We start from the raw sequence: 22,559 nt of genomic DNA, 5'->3' as shown, positions 1-22,559 counted from the left end.
GCGCCTCACAATGATTCGAGGTAGCGCAATGCCGACCAGAAGCCGGCACCGTGGTCCTTGTGGCCCTGCCAGACTTCGGGAATGAAGCTGGCATGCCGATTGTTGACAATCTGCGCCCAAGTGGCAGGCCAATCGATGTCTCCAGTGCCCATCAGCACGCCCTCGCCATTGGTGCCCTTGGCATCGGCCACATGCAGATGTGCCGAGTACGGCAACAGCAGCGCCAACGCCTCCTGGAAGTCGAGGCCGAAGTGGAAACAGGTCATCTGCAGGTGTGAAAGGTCCAGGCACAAGCGCAGACCATGCTCACGGGCCTGGGCCGCCAATTCCTCGGGCATCATGAAGATGTTCTGATGGCGTTGACCGCCAAAGTGCCAAGGGAAAGGCGCCATGTTCTGTGGGATGAGTTCGGTGCCGCTGAAGTCGATCCGCGCACAGGACTCATAGAAGCGTTCGTACAGCTCCGGGCGCATGGCCAACGGGCGCGGTGCGTCGGCCGAGAAACCGCCGATGTTGGCGACGATCAGGCGAGCATCGGCATTGGGGAAGAACTCGCCCATCTGCAGTGTGGCGTCCACCACACGCTGCAGGTTGTCGATGGATCGTTGGCGGTAGGCCAGGTCATCGGCGACCAGATCCAGCAGCTCGCTGTTCTCGAACAGCTCCGGCGCATGCACCACCAGTCGCGAACATTCGACCGGTGCAAGGAACGGCTGCGGCTTCAGGCCCAGGTCACGGTACGAGAGGTGGAACTCGAACAGGTCTGGCTGGATGCGTCGACGGTAATCCAGAAAATCGTGATAGCGCACCGGCACCCCCCAGCGGATCGGTAGCTGGAACGCCAGTTTTTCCTCGGCCTGCTGCGCTTCGAGGTCGCTTTCGAACAGGAAGTCGCCCTGGGCGATATCGCGCTGGGCCGGCTTACCCAGCAACTCTGGCAGGCGGTACGGCGCCAAGCCCTGGCCAGGGCTGGCGATGCGCAGCATATCCTGCGTCAGGACACTGCCACGGGCGATGTCGCAAGAAGCAATCACGCTCTTGCCAAGATTCTCGCGGTTGAGCAACTCACCTTGGCTGGCATGGCGGCCTGGCCCCTGCCAGGGCAAGGCCAGTTCCAGTTGACGAATGCCGTCGACCAACTGACGGAACTCGGTAGGTTCCAGGCTGGCCAGATGGTCCGGCCCTTCCATGTTGCGATCCAGGGTGATGTGGCGCTCGACCAGCTTGGCGCCCAGCGCGACAGCCCCAAGGGTGATGGCAATACCGCGCTCATGACCGGAGTAGCCCACCAGACTGTGCAACTCCTGCAGGCGGCGCAGATAGCCGAGTTGAATATCGCTCTCCGGAGCAGGATAGGCGCTGTTGCAATGCAACAGCGCGAAAGGTGTACCGAGAGCATTGAGCTGTTCGACGGCACGAATGATCTCGTGCTCGAACGACATACCAGTGGAGAGGATCAACGGCTTGCCCAGGCTCGCGGCCTTGGCGATCAGGTAAGGGTTGCACAGGTCCGCCGAGGCGATTTTCAAGGCCGCCACATCGAACGAAGCCAGCGCATCGACACTGGGTTCGTCCCACGGCGTGCACAGGTAGGTGATGCCCCTCTGCGCACAGTACTCACGCACCTGGCGGTGCTCGTCGAGACTCAGCTCGACTTTGTCCAGCAGGTCCTGGATGTACTCAACGCCCAAGTCTTCGGCACGCGATCCATCGGCCTTGCGGCGATAGAGTGCTTCGCGATTGCGCAACTGGAACTTGACGCAGTCGGCACCCGAGTCGATGGCCGCATCGACGAGCTGGAAGGCCAACTCCAAGGAGCCGTTGTGGTTGTTACCCACTTCGGCGATGACGTAGACGCGCTCACCGCCAAGCGGGATGCCGTCGAGATAAAGGGTGGTCATTGGATTTTTGCTCGCCATGAGGTTACGCCGCTGGATTCAAAGCGGAAATTCTGGGTCTGGCAGCCAAGCTCGGACAGCACGCGTATCACGCGCTGGCGCTGTTGTGGCTGGACGTAGAACAGGAAGAAGCCACCACCACCGGCGCCCAGCAGCTTGCCGCCGACGGCTCCGGCTGCGATGGCGGCGTCATAGATATTGTCGAGGCGACCATGACTGATCGCCGAGGAGAACCGCTTCTTCAGGCGCCAGGCCTCATCCAGGCAGATACCTACCCCTCGCAACTCACCGCGAATCAAATGACGGTGCATGCGACGGCACAGCGCCACACTGGCATGCAGCAGTTCCGTCTGGGTTTCTTCGGCGGCGATTTCCTCACGCTGCAGCTCGTGCAAGCGCCCAGAATCGTGGGAGATACCGGTATCGCAAAGCAGCAGGCATGATTCGAACTCGTTGCGAATCGCCTCTTCCAGCCGGATCGGGTGAACCAGGTTGCGCTGGTTCTCGAACTCGATCAGGTTGAAGCCACCAAATGCCGAGGCGTATTGATCCTGCCAGCCGCCTGCAATGCCAAAGCACAGACGCTCAGCCTGGAAGGCAAGCTCAGCGATCTCGTAGGTGCTCCAGCGGTCCTGGCGCAGCTCGTTGAACACTGCAATGGTTGCCGTAGTCGCAGCGGAAGATCCACCCAAGCCGGAACCCACTGGGAAATCCGAACGTAGGAACAGATCGAAACCGTAGCTGGGCTTGATGACCGCGACGATGGTCGCCAGCAGGCTTTTGTCTTCTGTTGCCAACAAATCCGCCAGCGAATCGAAGTGTTCTTCCCGAGCAAGGTCCTCTGCATGAATGTTAATCAGCTTGTCCTTGCGCGGCACCAGAGTGGCATGGGCATACAGGCCAACCGTGCAGCTCAGTACCGCCGCCGGGTGATCGATGAAAAAATACGTAAGATCGGTGCCGCCACCACAGAAGCTCATGCGCACCGGCGCGCGCGCCCTAGCCAGCACAGGTACCTCGGGGCTGGCTGCGAGCTGGCGTGTGTAGACCTCGACCAACCGTTGCTCGGCATCCACCCCTGGAATGGCGAGATAACCCAAGTCGAAGAGCTTGAGCAGTTCCTCACGCGCGGTGCCGACGGGCACCGCGCGGAACTGCCGGTTCATGCAGGCAGTTACCGGCAGGTCCGTTTTCCCGCCTTGCAACAGATGACGACGCAGGTCGCCATTGGTCACCACGCCCACCAATCGCCCCACATCATCGACGACGAAGACGATTTGCAGCGCACCGGCTTCGATGTGCTCGACAGCATCAAGAATGCTGCGTCGATCGCTGATGCTCAGGGTTTGGACGAGTGAACTCATTGTGCGGTGTCCAATTGAAATTCAGTGGAATAACGGGCGAAGGACTCTGGCGTACCGATATCGATGAATCGGCCCTCGTACTCGCATACCATGACCGCCTCACGTTCCAGCAGCTCCGGCAGCAAATCACGCTCCAACGAGCAAGCCTGCACCACACGCCCGCTGAACGCTGCGGCGTCGAACGCATAAACGCCAGCGTTGATCAGCCCCGGGCCGACCACCCCCTTCTCCTCGATCGAACACAGCCCATTGGCCTGATCGAGAGACAGGCTGCCATAGCGGCTGCGATCATCGACCTTGACGCCGACCACGACGTGCCCCAACGCCTCTACCGCCAGACGATACGCAGGCGCGTCCAGATAGGTGTCGGCATTGAGCACTAGGTAACGGCCATGGGGGGCCTGTTCGGCCAGTGCGTTCAGCAGCGCGCCGCCGGTACCGAGTGGTTCGGCCTCGACCACCAGCCGCAGCACCAGGCCACAGGCCTTGGCCAATGCATCCAGGTGCTCGGCCATCTGGTCGGCACGGTAATGGGCACACAGCACTACCTCGGTGACGCCTGCTCGTGCCAACTGGCACAACACGACCTGCAGGAACGGCACACCATGTACAGCGACCAAAGCTTTCTGGGTGCCCTGGGTCACGCTCTGCAAACGCGTACCAAAGCCGCCACACAGAACGTAGGCGCGCATTAGCGCAGTCTCCGCACGTAGTCTTCGATATTGCGGGCGGCATGCTCGAGGTGTTCTTCGCCCAGGCCAGGCCACAGCCCGATCCAGAAGGTGTCCTTCATGACCTTGTCCGTCACGCTCAGGTCGCTCGCCACCCGGTACTGCTGGTCTTTCATGTAAGGCTGGCGCGTCAGGTTGCCGGCGAACAGCAGGCGCGTGCCGATCTTCTGCGCATCCAGATGACGCAGCAGGTCCAGGCGCTCGACGCCACAGCCATCGCGCAGGGTCAGGGGGTAGCCAAACCAGGATGGATCGCTGTTGGCGGTGGCCTGCGGCAGGATCAACTGCTCGGCGCACCCGGCCAGGCGCTCGCTGAGCCAAGTGAAGTTGCGCTTGCGCGCGGCGATGAAGTCATCGACACGGTCCATCTGCGCCAATGCACAGGCGGCCTGCATGTCGGTGATCTTGAGGTTGTAGCCCAGGTGCGAGTAGGTGTACTTGTGATCGTACCCCTGCGGAAGGTCGCCCAACTGCCAGCAAAAACGCTTGCCGCAGGTGTCGTCCTCGCCTGGGCCGCAGTAGCAGTCGCGACCCCAGTCACGGAAAGATTCCACGATGCGCTTGAGCAACGGAGAGTCGGTGAACACGGCGCCCCCCTCCCCCATGGTGATGTGGTGCGCGGGGTAGAAGCTCAAGGTACCCAGGTCGCCGAAGCTGCCGACTTGGCGACCATCGTAGGTGGAGCCCAGCGCGTCGCAGCAGTCTTCGATCAGCCACAGCCCATAGCGGTCGCACAGCTCGCGCACCACCTTGAGGTTGAAAGGGTTGCCCAGGGTATGCGCCAACATGATGGCCTTGGTGCGCGGCCCGATCGCGGCCTCGATCAGGCTCGCGTCGATGTTGTAGGTGCCCATCTCGATATCGACGAACACTGGCACCGCACCGAACTGCAGGATCGGGTTGACGGTCGTGGGAAAGCCCGCCGCCACGCCGATGACTTCGTCGCCTTTGCCAATGGCACGGTCACCCAAACGCGGCGAGGTCAGCGCGGAAAAGGCCAGCAGGTTGGCCGATGACCCGGAGTTGGCGGTCAACACGCCACGACGCCCCAGATAGCGCGCCAGGCGCTTTTCGAAAGCCTGGTTGAAACGTCCGGTGGTCAGCCAGCCGTCCAGTACGGCTTCGGTCATGGCTTGCAGTTCCGGCGCGCCGATGACTTTGCCCGACGGTGGTACGGCATGCTGGCCGGGTACGAACCCGGGCGTGGCGAGCTCCAGCTCCGCGTAACGACCTACGAGTTCGGCAATTTGCTGGCGCAACTGCTGCGCCGTCTGATCAGTCATCGGTTTTCGCCTTCATGGTCCGCGATCTGCGCGCGGCAAAATTGCTGCATGTCCTGGCCTTCTCGCCAGGCGCAATGCCATTGGAGGGTTCGCTGCAAGGCCTGCGCCAGGCCCCAGCTCGGACGCCAGCCCAAGCGCTGGCGTGCCATGGAAGAGTCGAGGGTCAAAAGACCTGCCTCATGGGGCTGCGCAGATGGCTCGACCGCCCAGCGCGCCTCGCCAGGCCAAAGCCGGGCCATGGTCTCTACCACCTCGCCAACTGTTGCGGTGCCTTCGCTGTCGGGGCCGAAGTTCCAGGCCTGGGCGACCGCCTGCCCCTGTTCGATCAGAGCCTGGGCCAGCATCAGGTACCCCTGCAGGGGGTCGAGCACGTGCTGCCAAGGGCGCACCGCGCCTGGGTAGCGCAAGGTCAGCGACTCGCCGGCGTCCCAGGCACGCAGGATGTCCGGAAGCAGGCGATCGGCGGACCAGTCACCACCGCCAATCACGTTGCCGGCCCGAGCGGTGGCCAGCGCCACGCCTTGGTCTTTCAGGAAGGACTCGCGCCAGGACGCGCAAAGCAACTCGACGCATGCCTTGCTGCTGCTATAAGGGTCATGCCCACCCAGGGCGTCCTGCTCGCGATAGGGCCACAACCACTCGCGGTTCTCGTAGCACTTGTCGGTGGTCACCACCAGGACCGCGCGAACCGAGTCACACTGGCGCACGGCTTCTAGCACATTCACCGTGCCCATGACATTGGTGGCGTAGGTTTGCGCGGGCGTGCGATAGGACTCGCGTACCAACGGCTGGGCCGCCAGGTGCAGGACGATCTCAGGGCGGAATGCCACCAGGCTGCTGGCGAGCCTGTCGGCATCGCAGATGTCGGCGAACTCGCCTGAAACCCGTTCGGCCAGCCGGGCCTGATCGTGGAGTGCGGGGGTAGTATTGGGCGCCAGCGAATAGCCGTATACCTCAGCACCCAGCTCGCTGAGCCACAAGGCCAGCCAGCCGCCCTTGAAGCCGCTGTGGCCGGTCAGGAAGACCCTGCGCCCGGCCCAGAAGCTGCGGCTTACGGCCATACTCGCCATTGCGCCTCTCCGGACTTCCAGCGCTCTTCCAAGTAGTTACGATCACGCAACGTATCCATGGCCTGCCAGAACCCGCGATGGGTATGGCTCATCAGTTGTCCGTCCTGTGCCAGGGCGCGCATTGGCTCGTACTCCCACGTCGTGCTGTCACCGTCGATGTAATCGAAGATGCCCGGCTCCAGAACGAAGAAACCACCATTGATCCAACCGCCATCGCCTAGGGGCTTTTCCTGGAAACCCTGGACCTGCTCACCACGCACATCGAGGGCGCCATAACGCCCTGGTGGCTGAACAGCGGTTACCGTGGAGAGCTTGCCGTGGTTTTTGTGGAAATCGACCAATGCGCCGACATCAACATCGGCTACGCCGTCGCCGTAGGTGAGACAGAAGGTGTCGTCGCCGACATAGTCACGAACGCGCTTGATGCGACCACCTGTGGCGGTATTTTCACCGGTATCCACCAACGTCACGCGCCAGGGTTCGGCATTGCGGTTGTGGATATGCATGCGGTTTTCCGACATGTCGAAGGTCACGTCGGACATATGCAGGAAATAGTTGGCGAAGTATTCCTTGATCACGTAGCCCTTGTAGCCCAGGCAGATCACGAAATCGTTGATCCCATAGTGGGAGTAGATCTTCATGATGTGCCAGATGATCGGCTTGCCACCGATCTCGATCATGGGCTTGGGACGAAGATGCGACTCTTCGCTGATGCGTGTACCCAGGCCGCCGGCCAGGATGACTGTTTTCATTGTCGACTTACCTTCAAAGGCCGCGGCGCGTGACCGGACTGACAAAATACTGACCAATTCAGCAACTTGAGCTTACAAAGCAAAAAGATTGCCAATTCGCGCTGTCACTTGAGCAAACAGTTGGAGCGCGCCCGTTGGCAAACTGCCAGAGACAGGGAGGACGACAGAGGTGATGGGCACAGAGGGAAGAGAAAGAGGGTGACGTAGTCAGCGGAACATGCACAACAACAGCCAAAGCGCCAAATGGGCCGCTGCAAATTCACTGCAGCAACCCCGACCAGATTGCCTGGTCGGGGAAGAGCTAGGCACGCTCGACTTTCAATTAATCATTTCGAAAGTGGGTGTCACTGCAACCGCTCGAGCCAGGCAAGTGGCGAGGCAGAAGCATCATGTCCAACGAACGCCCCAGGCCAACGTGCCTGAAGGGCCAACACCAAGCTGGCATCGGCCGCAGGCGCAGGCTGCGCGAGCAATTGTGCATGCGGCGTCCAGATTACGAGTTGCCCAGCCTCGGCAGCTGCCAGGCAAAGATCGATATCGGCCCCGAACTCCAACTGCAAGCCACCACAGTGTTGGAACACATCTGCGCGCACCATCAGGCAGTCACCACTGACCGCCGCGCAGCTACGCGCCGCCAGCGACCAACGTTCCTGGGTACGGATTTCTGCAGAGAGCCCTTGCCAAGGCGACACCAAGCGCGGCCCCTCCAGCAAAGCGTATCCTGCATGCAACAACGCACCATCGTCAGCTTGCAGCAAAGCCCCCACCACGCCGACCTCCGGACGCTGGGCCTCGTTGAGCAATTGCTCAATCCAGGCAGGGGTGATCACCTGACAACGCTCAGACAACAGCACCAGGTAGTCACCTCGCGCTTCACTGGCTGCCAGATTGAGCAGGGCGCTACGGGGTGCTCCTGCCTCTACGGGCACCAACCGCACACGCCCGCCCAAGTGCTGCAGGCCGACCAATGCCTGCTCGTCGCCCACCACCAGTACTTCATAGCGCGGATAACGAGTACGCTGCAGCACACTGGACAGGCACGCTAGCAGACGCTCCTGGTCACCCTCACTGGCGAGCAAGATACTGACCATTGGCGTCGCGGCATGACGATAGTCGATGGTCAAGCCATCTTTGTGCTCGCGGATCTGCGCTCGGTAACCCAGCTGTGTCAGGTGCCGGTTAAGCACCTTGGAAGCCTCCTCGAGCATTGCTGGGGACGACTGACTACCGATCACCAAGAAATCGTCAAGGTGCGCCAGGCAGCCCACTCCTTGGGTCTCGACCAGACGCAGCAGCAGATCGAGCTCCAGCGCTTGACGATAGGAATCGCTGTAGCCGAGATCCAGTACAGCTTGACGACGCATCAGCCAATGACGGGACATCAGCCCGGCTTGACTGCGTAGCAGGTCTAGGTCGGCGCCAGGACGCACCACTGCATGTAGGCGCCCTTCTTCGTCGCGCTGCACTTCGTTGGCACATACAGCTTGGCAGGCCGGCGCTGCCGCAAGCTCCACCAGCAGGTGCAACAAGCCACCCGCCAACAGCTCGTCGCCCGCCTGCAGCAGCATTAACCATTCGCTGGACAGCTGGCGCACCACCTGATTGAGATGGCCCACCCAGTTATCGTCATTGACCTGAATGAAATGCAAGGTGTCACGCGCGGTGGTGATGACCGGCGGCTTGCCACCCTTGAGCACCACGAGCTTAAAATCGCGGATGCCGCTGCTCAGCAGGCTGTCGAAGGTGCTCTGCAGGCTCATGTCATCGTTGCCCAAGTCCAGCACGATGAAGGCGATCTGTGCTGCTGGACGCTTGGCCAAATACGCGGCGACCTGCTGGCGCGCAGCAGCATCGGGCGCACCGGCCTCTAGCGCCGCCAACAATCTGCCCGACACAGTAGCCTGCAGGCGCGGCAGGCGATCGATACCTGGGATCTGCGCCAGACGCTCAAGCCATGCGCTCAACTCTCGAGCCCGGTCCATGTCGCCAGGGCCGGTCAGGGTATCAAGCAGGCGCCTGCAGACCTGCGGATCGAACAACCCCAGCCCCAGCGCCTGCCAATGGCGCAACTGCAAACTCTCGGGCGTATCGTTAGGGTGAACCTGCGCCAGGTGATGCTGACGCACCCAGCGCCCTTCCAACGCCTGGTGTTGTACTTCACCTGCCGGCCATGCGTGACAAAGAAACTCCAACGCCGTCATCTGCTCGAACAGCGCCTTGTTGTAGTAAGGCATTTCGACGAACTGGCGAGGCTCGAACAAGCGCTCTGGATCATCGAGCACACTGCTCCACGTCGACGTAAACAGCAGCGGAGTATCGCCAAGGTCAAAGGTCCCACGCACGAAACGGCTAAGTACCGCATAACCCGTATCGCCAGCGCACAACGCCTGATGCTCGGAATCCCACTGGCGCAAATCACGTAGTGCCTGGTTCAGTTGCTCATCATGGGCGACTAGGTTCGTAGCGTTTGGCCCGCAGGCGCAGAGCACGTCGGTCTGTTCGAGGCAGTCGATAGCGCCGAGCGACAGCAATGCGTAGGACAAACCCAGGCGAAACGCGGTGAACTCGGTGGTGACAGGGGTCGTCGTGAGCACCGCCTGCAAGGTAGACACCCGCATCACCGCGCGCCAAGCCTGGCGCTCAGCGTGGCCATACTGGCGCAGACGCGCAAGGGCAGTGTCATCCTCCAGCGGCGGTATGGGGGAACCCAGCTTGTGATACCGCACCTGCGCATTACCCACTCGATAGCCCAACGCATATCCTTGGGCTGCGATGGTTCGCGGCCGCTCGTGCAGGTATTGACTGGCCGCCTGCAGCGCCGCGGCGAGTACGAAATCAGTTTCCAGGCTCAGCACCACGAACGGGGTGGTGACCGACTGCAGCGCACGATGCAGAGACTCACGGTACGCCTCGCCAGTGCCCAGCGGCGGCAGCGGTTCGAGCGCCAGGCAGGGAATACCGGCCTGCTGGTAGTAATGTTGTGCACGGGTACGGTAATCGGCATCACCCTGCCCCATCAGGACGACAGTCACCTCGATGCTCGGTGCGGTTGCGATTTCGGCCATAGCGCCCTCTCAAGATAGCGATTCAGCACCCGGCGACGCCGGGTGTGCGGGTTCAGTCCGCCAACCAGGCATTGGCCCAGTGCTGCAAGTGGTGGGAATTGAGTACATAGTCACGCAGCACCGCCTCGCGCAGGGCATCGCCCTGGCGATAGCTGGCCTGCGGGTCGTTCAGGTGCATGCGAATGGCCTCAAGCCACTGCTCAGTGCTGTTGTCTTTGACGCGCGTGCACGGCAGGTAACCCGCATAGGCTTTGGTGTCCGTGCAGATCACCGGGAATCCGCAGGCTCCGTACTCCAAAAGACGCAAGTTGCTCTTGCAATCGTTGAATAGGTTCTGCTCCAGCGGCGCAAGCGCCAGATCAAGGTTCAGGCTGGCCAGTTTGCGCGGATAATCGGCGAACGGAATGCCCTCGTAGAATTCCTTGACATAGGGTCGCAGCATCTGCGGACACATGCCGAAGAACACCCAATCCACATCGTTGGCCAGGGTCTTGATCACCTCCAGCAGCAGTTCCAGGTCACCACGGTGACTGGTCCCGCCCGCCCAGCCAACCCTGGGCTTGGCACTGGTCTGCCGCTGACTGGTCAGCCCCGCCCATAGCGATGCTGACAACATGTTGGGGACCACGCGGATATCTTGGTGCATGCTTGATAGTGCATCGGCCAACGGCTCGGTGGACACCACTACCCGATCGCACAACCCTACCCCTTCCCGGACTAGTTCGCGGATGTTGCTTGGCAATTGCCGCACATGATCGTTCTTCTTCGACGGCTCGATCACGTAATCGTCCAGTTCGTAGATACGGCGCGCGTTGGAGTAACGCTTGAGCAGGCTCATTTCCTTGAGGCTGTGGGGCATATAGCGGCACTGCAGGATCAGCACGTCGGGCTTCTCCCGCTCCAGCTCGATCAAACCCGGCGTGGTGTAGTTGATCCGCCCCTGGATCCACCCGCCCCGTTCGAGCTCGGTGAACGGCTGCACGACTCGGTAATGGCCGATGGCCGAGGTGTTGCTGGGCAGCCCCAGCACCGACGGCATCGCGCGGGCAATGAACGGATCCCAGCCAGTGCGCAGGCCGGGTTCGAAGTTGAAATTTGCCAGTTTCAGGCTGAGGTTCTGGTTGTAAGCCGGGTCCCAAGCAATGCTTGGTAGCCAGCGCTCGAAAAAGCGGTCGCTGTCCTCCCCCTTGATCACCTCGCCTTGCTGCTCAGCGGGGAACTTTACAACGCGCGAGAATGGCGTCCACACCGCTAGGTAACCCAGCTCACGCGCACGCAAACACAGGTCGGCATCGAACAAGGACTGCTCCAGCGCCGTGATATCCAGCCCCTTCAACTCCATGAACAGTTCGCGCCGCACCGCCAGACAATCCAAGCTCAGCGCCGACCAGTTCTGCACCACACCCAGACGATTCATATAGCTGTCGGCATTCACCGCGCAGCCGACGAAAGCACTGCCGATCACGCCATTGAGGCCAAGCACCAGACCTGCGGACACGACCCGGCCATCGTTGGAGAACACCTTAGGGCCGACCATACCGACTTCGGGGCGCTGGGCATGCTGCATCATCTCGGCCAGCCAGGCCGGGTCGAACAGCACGCAGTACTGGTCCAGCAGCACTAGGTATTCGCCCAAGGCCTGTTGGCTGGCGAGGTTGAAACTGGCCGCCGCCCCTCGCGCCGCCACTTGCGTAACCCGCAATTGGCCGCTCCCCAGTCCCGCCATATCCGCCAGCCAGGCGACAATCTCTGGAGGCGTCTCCTCACTGGCGACCAGCAGTACCTCAAAATCGGCATACGACGTATTGGCCAGCAGCGACTGGACGCAGCGCATCAGGGACTGCAGGTTGAGGCCGGCATGGATCAGGATCGTGACGCTTGCAACACGTTCATGGGCATAGGTAACGCGGTTCGCACTACCCACTCGTTCAACTTGGGCCTGCACGCCCAAGCGCAGCAGGTGAGCCTCCACAATCCGGGCCGTCTGCGCCTGCACCTGCGGCTCAGCCAACCACTGGGCATAAGTGTGCTGACAATGCACCAACACTTCGGCGATATGCTCCACGGCCTGCAAACCATAAGTTTCGACCACACGCCATAGCAGATCCTGCGGCGCGAGGCTGTCGAAACTTGGATCGAAGCCGCCCAGTGCTTGTAACGCGGCGCAGTTGAACGCCAGCAGCCGGCCGGCATAAGGCAGGCTACGCATCAGGTCAAGGTTGAAATCCGGCTTGAGGATCGGCAATGAGGGCGCCAGGGTGTCATGACTGCCCTCATCGCTGTACAGGCACACGCAATCGGCCCTCAGCGCCATGCGTTCAGCCATGATCACCAGGGCGTGCGGGTGCAGGCGATCACCTGCACGCATCAGGTAGATCCACTCGGCCTGCTCATTGCCTAGCAGCCATTGCTCAAGCTGGGCCAAACCGTTGCCGTGTCGTGCAATGAACTGCGCCTGCCCGGCAAGGGCCTCACAGGAAGGCGGAGCGATCAGCAGAAGGCGACTTGGCGCATAGGATTGCTCGGCCAGGCTTTGCAGGGTGCTGCGCAGTGCACTGTCCTCACCTTCTTCGCAGAACACCACCGGCACGATACGGGGCAAGGTTGGCCATTGTTCCAGACGTTTGGGCAGCAGCTGCATCTGGCCCGGCGACAACTTGCGGTGCTCCAGCCATTGTTCGTACAACTCGGCGAAATCAAGGCTATGAGTGCCTACCTGCTGGTTCAGGCTGGCCATTTGCTTGGCGAACACCGCGCGCAGATCGACTTCTTGCCAGTCCTGCGTACCGTTCTCGGCATAAGCCGCGAACGGCAGGTAGCGCACCCAGCCAGTCGCCGGCGGTGCCTCGCCGGTACGCGCTTGCAGCATCTGACGTAACCACTCGGTCTCAACCTTGAACGCCTCGGTCATCGCACTGTGGTGACTGAGCCTGCCGGGATACACCCGCTCCAGACTGAGAATCTGCTCGAGGCTGCCCAGATCGCCACGACGCAGAAGACAGGCATACAGCGCCAGGTCGAGCCGAGCGGCGAAGCCCTGGCCATTCTGCACCAGCGCCGCCAAGTACTCCTCCACCTGGGCACGGCGGAACAGGGAATGACTGATGCCACCGAACAGATTGGGCAGGTTGTCAGCGATCGTGTCGAGCAGATCAGTGCCCTTGAGCACGGCACTTTCGGGGGAAATGACGAAATTCAGTGGCCGTGATGGCAGCAAAACGTCATCGGCGGCACACACCAGGCGCTGGCCGATGACCATGCTGACTCCTGGCCAATCGGCAAGCACCTGGGCTTGCAGACTGATGCAATGCCCCAAGAGCGTGTCGTCATCACAGAGAAACTTGATCAGCTCACCACGGGACTGCTCCAGACACGCCATCAGGTTACAAGCAAAGCCCAACCGCCGCGGATTGCGCACATGGCGTAACGATACAGACGACGCCTCACCCAGCTCGCGACAGATCGCCTCGATCTGCCCGTCTGCACTATCGTCGCAGACGACGATCTCCAGGTACGGATAGTCCTGAGCCAACGCACTACTGAGCGTACTGCGGAAGAAGTCGGGATTGAACGCTGGAATGGCGATGGTAACGAGGGGTTGTGCGTTCACGGATGCTCACTTAAACGATTGATCGTTCTGCTCGGGGGGCGGAGTCAACCGGAACTAACTGCCCCTGTGGCACTTCACGGCATTGCGCCGGACGGGAACAAGGCGACTGCCTGTCAGCCGCCTTGGGCGATCACGTCTCGATCAGATGTAGTTAACCAACGACAACCCAGCGATCTTGGCGTAAGACTGCATCGACGCCTGCAGCATGTTCTTCTGCATCTCCAGTCGAAGCATCACTTCAGCTGGATCACTTTCACGGATTGAACTTTGGGTCTTCTTGTTCTCGGTACTCAAGGACTCGTTGGTCTCGGCTTGCACATCCAGGGCCTGGCCACGACCACCGATAGCGGAAATCGACGAGGACACCTGATTGATCGCGCTGCCGATATTGCCCACCGCCGAGTCCAACGACGCCAGGAAATTCTGCCGCGCCACAGGATCGCCGTCCTGCGGCGTGGTCAGCGCCTTGCGCAGTTGCCCGATGGTGTCGAGCACGTTCTGGGTCTGATGGGTATCGACTTTCACCGCGAAGGAGTCGCCGGCATTCGGTGCGCCTGAGAGTTCGAAGTCCACCCCGGCAGCTGTCGCGGTGGTGCCGCTCAGCGTGCCGTTCGAGATTGGTCGGCTATCGGCGGTAACAGGCGCCGCATAAAGTTCGAAGTCCGTGGCGCTGGTGAATTTGAGCACTGCACCACCACCCGGGAACGCCGCTTTGTAGGCAGTGTCATTGCTGACGCTGGCGCCGGTGATCTGTGCAGTAGAGGTATTACCCGGGCTACGGGTACCGGCAATGGAGTCGGCTTTGGAGCTCAGGCTGAAAGTATGACCAGCCAGGGCAGCGTCCGGATCCGCCTCATCACCTGGCTGGAAGGTGACTTTCAGGCGCAGGTCGACACCACGGAAGCTGATGCTGCTGTTATCGCCATTAGGGTTGAAGGTCCCGCCCTGGCTGGCTTCCAGGGTCACATCCGTGCCATTGGCATCGAGAATCTTGAACTGAGTGCTGCTGGTGAACTCGATGCTGTACGGCTCGCCACTGCGGAAGCGATCGTTGTAGGTCGCGCTGCCGGAGACCTGACCATTGGACAGGCTGATACGGCCATCATCGATTGCCGGATTTGTCAGGCGGGTCTCGCTACGGCTGGTGTTCAGCGCCTGCTCGAACGCGTCGTAACCGGTCTCGTTGGCCGCCAGGCTGAGCATGTCGCCCACTTGCAGATTCAATTTGCCCTGGTCACCCTGGTAGGTGTAGGTGCCGTCAGAATTGCGCACATAGGGCGGGGTGTCGCCCTTGGAGCCGGAGAACAGGTATTTGCCGTTCTCATCCTTGCTGTTCATCAGCGAGAACAGTTGCTCCTCAAGCGACGCCAGTTCATCGGCGTTTGCTTTGCGGTCAGCATCTGTGAAACCACCGTTACCGGAACTCACCGCCAACTCATTGACCCGCTGCAAAATGGTCCCAATGGCATTGAGCGTGCTCTCAGCAGTCCCCAACGCATTGCGCACGTTGACGATGTTGTCGCTGTACTGCTCCAGCATGTTCTGCTGCTGCTCGAGCTGCAGCAGGCGCGCGGCGCCCACCGGATCGTCGGCGGCGGTGCGGATGCGCAGGAAGTCGCTGGCCTCCTGGCTCGTCTTGTTGACGTTGGAGAAGGTGCGCTGGTAGTTGGCGCTGCTGGTGTTGTAGAACTGCGAAGTGGAGATGCGCACGGTCTACGGCTCCTTAAAGACTGTTGATCAAGGTGGCGAAGGTTTCCTGGGCCGCCTTGATGATCTGCGACGACGCGGTGTAGTACTGCTGGAACTTGACCAGGTTGCCGACCTCTTCGTCGACCGACACGCCCGACACCGAATTGCGGCCGTCCAGCGCGGACTGCTGCAGGGCGTTGGTGGCATTGCCGTCCATGGTGGCCTGGGCGGTCTTGCCGCCGACGTTGGATACCAGCTTGGCGTAAGCGTCGGTGAAGCTGATGCCCTTGCCGTCGGCGCCAACGCCCACGGTGCCCTTGGTCTGCAGTCCGAGCACCGACTGGGCATTGCGGTTGTCGGCAGAGCCCGCGCCGGTCAGCGACACGGTGAAGTTGTCACCGCTTTTCGGCGCACCGGAGACGCTCATCTCGAAAGTGAAGGTCTTCTGGGTGGCGCCGTCCATGATCGGGTTGCCGCTGCCATCGACCATCGGCACCGAGAGCTGCAGCTTGTTTTCCTGGCCCGGAATGATGGTGCCGCTGCCGATGGCGTTGCCCTTGGCGTCGTACATCGTGTAGGCCTGGGGCGAGGTGCTGTCGTCACCGAACACCAGCTTGACCGGGGTGGAATACTTCAGGCCTGTCTGCAGGTCGGCGCGCTGGGCTGCATCGTAGATGTCCAGCTCCGAGGTCAGGGTCGGCGGGGTGACCGCACCGGTGCCCTTGTTGCCGGCACCGTTGGTGCTGGTCAGCGGGGCGGCCATGGCCAGGCGATTGGGGTCGGTGAGCACCGACTCCATACCGGCGGCGGCATTGCGGGTCGGGGTGATCTTGAAGCTGTCACCGGCGCTCAACGCACCGCCCTTGAGCGACAGGGTGAAACCATCGATCACCGGAGCCGGGTCATCGGAAAGATCGAACGAGCCCATCTCGGTGCCTTCGGGCAGCTTGCGCACGGTATAGGCCGTGGCACTGGTGAAGGTCACCTGGTAGTCGCTGGTGGTGAGCTTGCCGGTGTCCTTGATGTTCACATCCAGGTTGCCGGAGCCTGCGCTGTTGCCCAGCTTGGGCACGCTGCGCTCGCTCATGGCCTTGGCGCTGTTGATGTCGCCGAACAGAATCGCACCGAACTCGCCGTTCTTGTCGATACCCTGGGCCAGTTGGCTGTTGATGGCATCGGCCACCACCAGCGCCACACGGCCCAGCTCGTTGAGCGCAGGGTCGAGGGTCTCCTTGCGGTAACGCAGCAGGCCACCGAGCTCGCCGCCGGTGGTGCTGTTGGTGATGTCCATCTTGGTGGTGCCGCGATTGAGCACCAGGTTCATGCGGGTCGGATCGGTCTGGCTCGGCTCGACGCCCAAGGTCTGGGTGGTCTTGCCCAGCACCAGTGCCTGACCATTCTTCAGGTAGATGTCGTAGTTGCCTTCGCGCTCCACCACCTCGGCACCGATCAACGCGGTCAGCTCGCGCACGGCGCCATCGCGCTGATCGAGCAGGTCGTTGGGCTGGCCCTGTACCGCCGAGATCCGTGAGATCTGGTCGTTGTACTCGGCGATCGTCGAGGTGAGCTTGTTCACCTGGTCGGCGATCGAGGCCATGTTGGTGTTGATGTTGGTGTTCTGCTGGTTCAACTGCGCCGACAGGGTGTTGAAGCGCTTGGCCAAGGTCTGGGCGCTGGTCAGCAACAACTGGCGTGAGGCGTCCTCGTTGGGCTTGGCCGAGGCGTCCTGCATGGCGCCGAAGAAGCTCTTGAGCGCAGCGGTGATGCCGGTATCGGCGCTCGACAGGGCGGTGTCCAGCGGGGTGATCTGGTTCAGGTAGGAAGTGGCGTCGCTGGACAGCGACGTGGTGGTGCGCAGCTGGTTTTCCAGGAAGGCGTTGTACACCCGACGCACATCGGCCAGGGTGGTACCACTGCCAATGAAGACCTGGCCATACTGCTGCGAGCCCTTGGTCTTCTGCACGATTTGCTGGCGAGAATAACTGTCGACATCGGCGTTGGCGATGTTGTTACCCAGGGTGTACATCCCCGACTGCGCGGCGCCCAGGCCCGACATGCCAATATTGATCAAACTCGCCATGGTTCCAAACCCTTAAAGTTTCGTTGTGGTACCGAGCATCGCGTAGCTCTCGTACGACTTCATCTGTCTTGCGATCTGCGAGATCTTGCTGGCGTAGTTGGGGTCAGTGGCATACCCGGCCTTCTGCAGCTCTCGCACGAACTGTTCCGGGTTATCGGCCGACTTCACCGCATCTTGATAGCGCGCATTGTTCTGCAGCAGGCTGACCAGGTCATGGAAGCTGTCCTGATAGGAATCATAGGAACGGAACGCCGCAGTCTCCTTGACGAACTGCCCGCCACGAAACTCGCTGGTGATCGCCCTCGCCTGACCACCCTGCCAGCTGCCGGTGGCCTTGATGCCGAACAGGTTATGGCTGCTGCTGCCGTCGGCATTGCGCATGACCGACTTGCCCCATCCGGTCTCCAGGGCGGCCTGAGCCACCAGGTAACGGGGGTCGATACCGATGCGCTTGGCGGCCTGTTCGGCCATCGGCAGCATGGTGGCGACGAATTGGTCGCTGTCGGTGAAGGCCTTCTTCGGCGCAAGTGGTGGCTGGGCCACAGCGCGGCCAAGAATGCGCGTGCCATCCGGCGCGGCGAAGGCACGGGCAGCACTGGCCACCTGCTGACCTTCACGGGCCGGCACAGCAGCGGTATTGGTAGTGGTCGCCGACGGCACGATGCCGGCCAGCAAACGGTCGGTCAGCTTGCCTGGCAGCGCCAGGCGCCGCGAGTTGAGCGCGGCCACATCATTGCGGGTGCCGGCCGTCTCACTGAAATGCATGGGCTCGGCCACCTTGCTGCCCCACAGCGCCGGGGCATGCCCTTCGATACGTGGGAACGGGCTGGTGTTGACCGGCGCAGGCTTGTTCTTGGACAGCTGACGCACCAGCACATCCTGCAGACCGATACCGCCACCCTCGCGGGACATGCTCACGGCCAACTGCTGGTCGTACATGTCGCGGTACTGCTTGACCGTCTCGCTGTTCATCGGGTTGTCGTCGGCCAGCACGTCACTGGCTTTGCGCGAGGCCTTGAGCATCTCGCTGATGAACAACGACTCGAACTCCTGGGCCACCTTGCGCACGTTGGCATCGCTGTCGCGGTCACCGTGCTTGAGCGAGCTCAGGCGGTTGAGGTCGGTGTAGGCACCGCTGTCGGCGTGTCCGGAAACCAGGCTCTTGGAATTCATGGGCTGGCGTCCTCAGATCACGATCAGGTCGGCTTGCAAGGCGCCGGCCTGCTTCAGGGCTTCGAGGATCGCCATCAGGTCGCTGGGCGCCGCGCCCACCTGGTTCACCGCACGCACGATCTCGTCCAGGGTGGTGCCCGGGCCGAACTTGAACATTGGCTTGGCTTCCTGCTGGGCGTTGACCTTCGAGCGCGGCACTACAGCGGTCTGGCCATTGGAGAACGGTCCAGGCTGGCTGACGATCGGGTCTTCAGTGATGGTCACGGTCAGGCTGCCGTGGGTGACCGCCGCCGGCGAGACCTTGACGTTCTGGCCGATGACGATGGTGCCGGTACGCGAGTTGATGATGACCTTGGCCACGGCCTGGCCCGGGTCGATCTCCAGGTTCTCCAGGATCGACAGGTAGTCCACGCGTTGGCTCGGGTCCATGGGTGCGGTGACGCGCACCGAGCCACCATCGATGGCCTGGGCCACGCCTGGGCCGAGCATGTCGTTTATCTTGTCGACAATGTGCTTTGCAGTGGTGAAGTCCGGACGATTGAGGTTCAGCGTCAGGCTGTTGCCTTGGTTGAAACCGCTCGGCACGGCGCGCTCGACGGTGGCACCGCCAGGAATTCGGCCAGCCGACGGAACGTTGACGGTGATCTTGGAGCCGTCGCGGCCTTCGGCATCGAAGCCCCCGACCACCAGGTTGCCCTGGGCAACGGCGTAGACATTGCCGTCGATACCCTTGAGCGGCGTCATCAATAGACTGCCGCCGCGCAGGCTCTTGGAGTTGCCGATCGAGGAGACGGTGATGTCCACCACCTGGCCAGGCTTGGCGAACGCAGGCAGGTCGGCGTGCACCGACACGGCTGCAACGTTCTTGAGCTGCACGTTGCCCGACCCTGGCGGAACCTTGATGCCGAACTGCGACAGCATGTTGTTGAAGGTCTGCAGGGTGAACGGCGTCTGGGTGGTCTGGTCACCCGTACCGTTCAATCCCACCACCAGGCCATAGCCGATCAACTGGTTGGTACGCACGCCAGAAATACTGGCGATGTCCTTCAGGCGCTCGGCGTGAGCACCGAACGCGCAGGACAGGAGCAGGGTCGCGGCAATCAGCTGCCTTAGGTTGAACATGGTCATTGGACTCAGAAGGGCCAAAGCGGGCTCATGAAGAAGCGGTCCAGCCAACCGGGCTGGCTGGCGTCGGCGAACGAACCTGTGCCCGAATAGGTGATGCGCGCATCGGCCACACGCGTGGACGGCACGGTGTTGTCAGTGGCGATGTCATCGGCACGGATCAGGCCGGCGATGCGCACCAGTTCCTCACCGGTGTTCAGGGTCAGCCACTTCTCGCCGCGCACGGCGACGATGCCATTGGGCAGCACTTCGGCCACGGTCACGGTGATCGAACCGGTCAGGGTGTTGCCCTGGGTGGCCTTGCTGTCACCCTTGGTCGCCCGTTCGCCTTTGTAGCCGGCCTCCAGAGACAGGTCGCCGCCACCGAACGGGTTGTCGGTGTTCGGCGTGGTGCCGAACAGCGAGGTCAGGCCGATGTTGGCGTTGCTGTTTTTCTGGATCTGAGACCCTGCGTTCTTGCTCGCCGAGGTGCGCTCGTTGAGGGTGATGGTGATGATGTCACCCACCCGGAACGCCTTGCGGTCGGTGTACAGGTTCTGCTCGAAACCGGCCTGATAAATCGAGCCGTTGGCCGCCGACGCCGGCAACGGGGTACGCGGCAGAACCGGCGCATAGTACGGGTCGTTCGGCTTGGGCGTCGGTGCGACGCAACCGGCCAACAACACCGCGCCCCCCAGGGCGAAGACGGACAACAGACGATTCATGACGCTTACCTCACGTGTAACGGGCTTGGGTCTTACAGCTGCTGGGTGACGAACGACAGCATCTGGTCGGCGGTGGAGATGACCTTGGAGTTCATCTCGTAGGCGCGCTGGGTGGTGATCATGTTCACCAGCTCTTCCACGGTGCTGACGTTGGAGTTTTCCAAGGTCTGTTGCAGGGTGGTACCGAAGCCGTTCAGGCCTGGGGTGCCGACCTGTGGTGCGCCGCTGGCTGCAGTCTCGAGGAACAGGTTGTTGCCGATGGCCTGCAGACCTGCCGGGTTGATGAAGTCGGCGGTCTGGATGTTGCCGATGATCTGCGCGGCCGGGTTGCCGGCAGTGGTGATCGACACGGTGCCGTCCTGGCCAACGGTGAAGGTCTGGGCATCCGGCGGCACGACGATCGCAGGCTCAAGGGCAAAACCGTTGGCGGTGACGATCTGGCCGTCGGAGTTCAGGTGGAAGGTGCCGTCACGGGTGTACGAAACAGTGCCGTCAGGCTGCAGGACCTGGAAGAAACCGCGACCATTGACGGCCATGTCCAGCGGGTTCTCGGTGGTCTGCAGGCTGCCGGTCTGGAAGTTCTTCTGAGTACCGACAATGCGCACACCGGTACCGACCTGCAGGCCCGAAGGCAGCTCGCTGTCCTGGGTCGACTGAGCACCCGGCTGACGCTTGATCTGGTACAAAAGGTCCTGGAACTCGGCGCGATCACGCTTGAAGCCGGTGGTCGAAACGTTCGCCAGGTTGTTGGAGATGACGGTCAGGTTGGTGTCCTGGGCGGACAGGCCGGTCTTAGCGACCCAAAGAGCCGGAAGCATTTAGTGTTCTCCTCGTGCGCCTGTTTTACGGCACCCGTTCAAAAGTGATTAGCCGATTTGCAAAACACGCGCCATGGCTTCATCGCCTTCCTTGGCCGCGTTCATCATCTTGACGTGCAGTTCGAATTGACGGGACAGCGCCAGCACCGAGGTCATTTCCTCGACGGCATTGACGTTGCTCGACTCCAAAAAGCCCGACGCCACCCGCACGTTGACGTCGGCATCGGCGGGCTGGCCGTTCTTGGTGTGGATCATGCCGTCCAGGCCCTTGGTCAGGTTCTTGGTGTCCGGATTGACCAGCTTGATGCGGTCGACCTCGGCCATGACCCGCGGGTCCTCGCCCATGGCGCGAATGCTGATGGTGCCGTCTTCACCGATCTCCACCTTCTGCTCAGGCGGAATCGCGATCGGGCCACCGTTGCCCATCACCGGCATGCCATTGCCGGCACGCAGCACGCCCAGGGCATCGATGTTCAGGCTTCCGGTGCGCACATAGGCTTCGCTGCCGTCCGGCGCCTGCACGGCAATGAAGCCATCGCCGGTGACTGCCACGTCCAGTTCGCGACCGGTCTCGACCATTGCGCCAGCAGTGAAATCCGTGGCCGGGCGTTCGCTCATGGCGAAGGCGCGCGCCGGAAAGCTGTCACCGAACACCGGCATCGAACGCGCCTGCTCCAGGTCGCGCTGAAAACCGTTGGTGGAAACGTTCGCCAGGTTGTTGGCGTGGGCCCGCTGGGCCAGCGCGTTCTGGCTGGCACCGGTCATGGCCACGTAAAGCATTTTGTCCACAGTCATTCTCCACTGCACTGACGAGCGATTGCCGCCGACGTTGCTGTGCAGGCACTAAAGCAAGTTCCGAACCAACTTTTGAAAAGCATGAAAAAGCCCGTGAATACGGGCTTTGAGGGAAGCCATTTGTAATGGGCAACGCCGGATATCCGGCGCCATCTTGCCGCTGACGGCAATCAGCTACAGCTCGCGGCAACCGGCGTTGTTGTACGGGCCGGCGAAGCGCTTCCACCCCTCCCCCGGCGACCACTGCGAGCACACCAGGCGGCCGTCGGCCTGACTCTCCCAGCGCCACCACGGCGCAGCAGCCGCGTGAGCCTGGAGCAGGCACAGCGCTGCGGCGAGCGTCACGATCCATTTCTTCATGAGCCTTTCCTCGAAAACGACGAACCCCTTTACCAGGAAAGG

Annotated in this window: 16 protein-coding genes; all 16 read right to left on the bottom strand. The window is 61.8% G+C overall.

Annotated elements, in window-relative coordinates; all coding sequences use genetic code 11:
• Window positions 1-5 precede the first annotated feature (5 nt).
• The 16 genes from J5X93_RS07295 to J5X93_RS07220 all read right to left on the bottom strand — a co-directional run bounded on the left by J5X93_RS07295 (window position 6) and on the right by J5X93_RS07220 (window position 22,517).
• Complete coding sequence (locus J5X93_RS07295) at window positions 6-1,901, bottom strand: N-acetylneuraminate synthase family protein (protein ID WP_182941499.1); 1,896 nt, start codon at window positions 1,899-1,901, stop codon at window positions 6-8.
• A complete protein-coding gene (locus tag J5X93_RS07290; RefSeq protein ID WP_182941502.1) occupies window positions 1,898-3,262 on the bottom strand; it encodes a GHMP family kinase ATP-binding protein in 1,365 nt (454 codons plus the stop codon). The genes J5X93_RS07295 and J5X93_RS07290 overlap by 4 nt, the downstream gene beginning before the upstream one ends.
• The gene (locus J5X93_RS07285) at window positions 3,259-3,954 is read right to left on the bottom strand and encodes a sugar phosphate nucleotidyltransferase (protein ID WP_250034606.1); all 696 of its coding nucleotides are present in this window, start codon (window positions 3,952-3,954) and stop codon (window positions 3,259-3,261) included. The genes J5X93_RS07290 and J5X93_RS07285 overlap by 4 nt, the downstream gene beginning before the upstream one ends.
• A complete protein-coding gene (gene rfbH, locus J5X93_RS07280; protein ID WP_070092454.1) occupies window positions 3,954-5,276 on the bottom strand; it encodes a lipopolysaccharide biosynthesis protein RfbH in 1,323 nt (440 codons plus the stop codon). The genes J5X93_RS07285 and rfbH overlap by 1 nt, the downstream gene beginning before the upstream one ends.
• The gene (rfbG, locus tag J5X93_RS07275; protein WP_197971508.1) at window positions 5,273-6,346 is read right to left on the bottom strand and encodes a CDP-glucose 4,6-dehydratase; all 1,074 of its coding nucleotides are present in this window, start codon (window positions 6,344-6,346) and stop codon (window positions 5,273-5,275) included. Before rfbG ends, rfbH begins: the two co-directional genes overlap by 4 nt.
• Window positions 6,328-7,098 (bottom strand): glucose-1-phosphate cytidylyltransferase, encoded by a 771-nt coding sequence (gene rfbF / locus J5X93_RS07270; RefSeq protein WP_182818140.1) that lies wholly within the window; start codon window positions 7,096-7,098, stop codon window positions 6,328-6,330. The genes rfbG and rfbF overlap by 19 nt, the downstream gene beginning before the upstream one ends.
• 344 nt (window positions 7,099-7,442) lie before the next feature.
• Complete coding sequence (locus tag J5X93_RS07265) at window positions 7,443-10,163, bottom strand: glycosyltransferase family 2 protein (protein ID WP_182941506.1); 2,721 nt, start codon at window positions 10,161-10,163, stop codon at window positions 7,443-7,445.
• Between the two features lie 52 nt (window positions 10,164-10,215).
• On the bottom strand, window positions 10,216-13,773 hold the full coding sequence (locus J5X93_RS07260; RefSeq protein ID WP_182941508.1) for a glycosyltransferase: 3,558 nt from the start codon (window positions 13,771-13,773) through the stop codon (window positions 10,216-10,218).
• A gap of 141 nt (window positions 13,774-13,914) precedes the next feature.
• On the bottom strand, window positions 13,915-15,483 hold the full coding sequence (locus J5X93_RS07255) for a flagellar hook-associated protein 3 (RefSeq protein ID WP_182941510.1): 1,569 nt from the start codon (window positions 15,481-15,483) through the stop codon (window positions 13,915-13,917).
• Between the two features lie 13 nt (window positions 15,484-15,496).
• Window positions 15,497-17,542: a flagellar hook-associated protein FlgK gene (gene flgK, locus J5X93_RS07250; protein WP_182941512.1), complete on the bottom strand. Its 2,046-nt coding sequence runs from the start codon at window positions 17,540-17,542 to the stop codon at window positions 15,497-15,499.
• Between the two features lie 12 nt (window positions 17,543-17,554).
• Complete coding sequence (flgJ, locus tag J5X93_RS07245) at window positions 17,555-18,715, bottom strand: flagellar assembly peptidoglycan hydrolase FlgJ (protein ID WP_043210910.1); 1,161 nt, start codon at window positions 18,713-18,715, stop codon at window positions 17,555-17,557.
• Window positions 18,716-18,727: 12 nt separating this feature from the next.
• Window positions 18,728-19,837: a flagellar basal body P-ring protein FlgI gene (locus tag J5X93_RS07240; RefSeq protein ID WP_043210987.1), complete on the bottom strand. Its 1,110-nt coding sequence runs from the start codon at window positions 19,835-19,837 to the stop codon at window positions 18,728-18,730.
• A gap of 11 nt (window positions 19,838-19,848) precedes the next feature.
• On the bottom strand, window positions 19,849-20,544 hold the full coding sequence (gene flgH, locus J5X93_RS07235; protein WP_070092462.1) for a flagellar basal body L-ring protein FlgH: 696 nt from the start codon (window positions 20,542-20,544) through the stop codon (window positions 19,849-19,851).
• Window positions 20,545-20,576: 32 nt separating this feature from the next.
• Window positions 20,577-21,362: a flagellar basal-body rod protein FlgG gene (gene flgG / locus J5X93_RS07230; protein ID WP_043210912.1), complete on the bottom strand. Its 786-nt coding sequence runs from the start codon at window positions 21,360-21,362 to the stop codon at window positions 20,577-20,579.
• A 48-nt stretch (window positions 21,363-21,410) separates the two neighbouring features.
• Complete coding sequence (flgF, locus tag J5X93_RS07225; protein WP_043210915.1) at window positions 21,411-22,151, bottom strand: flagellar basal-body rod protein FlgF; 741 nt, start codon at window positions 22,149-22,151, stop codon at window positions 21,411-21,413.
• Between the two features lie 180 nt (window positions 22,152-22,331).
• Window positions 22,332-22,517 carry a hypothetical protein gene (locus J5X93_RS07220; protein ID WP_182941514.1) on the bottom strand — a complete coding sequence of 62 codons (186 nt, stop codon included), beginning with the start codon at window positions 22,515-22,517 and terminating at the stop codon, window positions 22,332-22,334.
• Between the last annotated feature and the right edge of the window lie 42 nt (window positions 22,518-22,559).

The sequence above is a fragment of the Pseudomonas sp. BYT-1 genome, from assembly GCF_023611805.1.
GTDB classification, from domain to species: domain Bacteria; phylum Pseudomonadota; class Gammaproteobacteria; order Pseudomonadales; family Pseudomonadaceae; genus Aquipseudomonas; species Aquipseudomonas guariconensis.
The sequence above is the reverse complement of the archived record's forward strand: the minus strand, read 5'-3'. Positions and strand labels throughout refer to the sequence as shown.

Excerpts from the sequence above, each read along its gene's own strand:
- J5X93_RS07295 (WP_182941499.1), bottom strand. The coding sequence starts at position 1,901 with ATGACCACCCTTTATCTCGACGGCATCCCGCTTGGCGGTGAGCGCGTC.
- J5X93_RS07290 (WP_182941502.1), bottom strand. The coding sequence starts at position 3,262 with ATGAGTTCACTCGTCCAAACCCTGAGCATCAGCGATCGACGCAGCATT.
- J5X93_RS07285 (WP_250034606.1), bottom strand. The coding sequence starts at position 3,954 with ATGCGCGCCTACGTTCTGTGTGGCGGCTTTGGTACGCGTTTGCAGAGC.
- rfbH (WP_070092454.1), bottom strand. The coding sequence starts at position 5,276 with ATGACTGATCAGACGGCGCAGCAGTTGCGCCAGCAAATTGCCGAACTC.
- rfbG (WP_197971508.1), bottom strand. The coding sequence starts at position 6,346 with ATGGCGAGTATGGCCGTAAGCCGCAGCTTCTGGGCCGGGCGCAGGGTC.
- rfbF (WP_182818140.1), bottom strand. The coding sequence starts at position 7,098 with ATGAAAACAGTCATCCTGGCCGGCGGCCTGGGTACACGCATCAGCGAA.
- J5X93_RS07265 (WP_182941506.1), bottom strand. The coding sequence starts at position 10,163 with ATGGCCGAAATCGCAACCGCACCGAGCATCGAGGTGACTGTCGTCCTG.
- flgK (WP_182941512.1), bottom strand. The coding sequence starts at position 17,542 with ATGGCGAGTTTGATCAATATTGGCATGTCGGGCCTGGGCGCCGCGCAG.
- flgJ (WP_043210910.1), bottom strand. The coding sequence starts at position 18,715 with ATGAATTCCAAGAGCCTGGTTTCCGGACACGCCGACAGCGGTGCCTAC.
- J5X93_RS07240 (WP_043210987.1), bottom strand. The coding sequence starts at position 19,837 with ATGTTCAACCTAAGGCAGCTGATTGCCGCGACCCTGCTCCTGTCCTGC.
- flgH (WP_070092462.1), bottom strand. The coding sequence starts at position 20,544 with ATGAATCGTCTGTTGTCCGTCTTCGCCCTGGGGGGCGCGGTGTTGTTG.
- flgG (WP_043210912.1), bottom strand. The coding sequence starts at position 21,362 with ATGCTTCCGGCTCTTTGGGTCGCTAAGACCGGCCTGTCCGCCCAGGAC.
- J5X93_RS07220 (WP_182941514.1), bottom strand. The coding sequence starts at position 22,517 with ATGAAGAAATGGATCGTGACGCTCGCCGCAGCGCTGTGCCTGCTCCAG.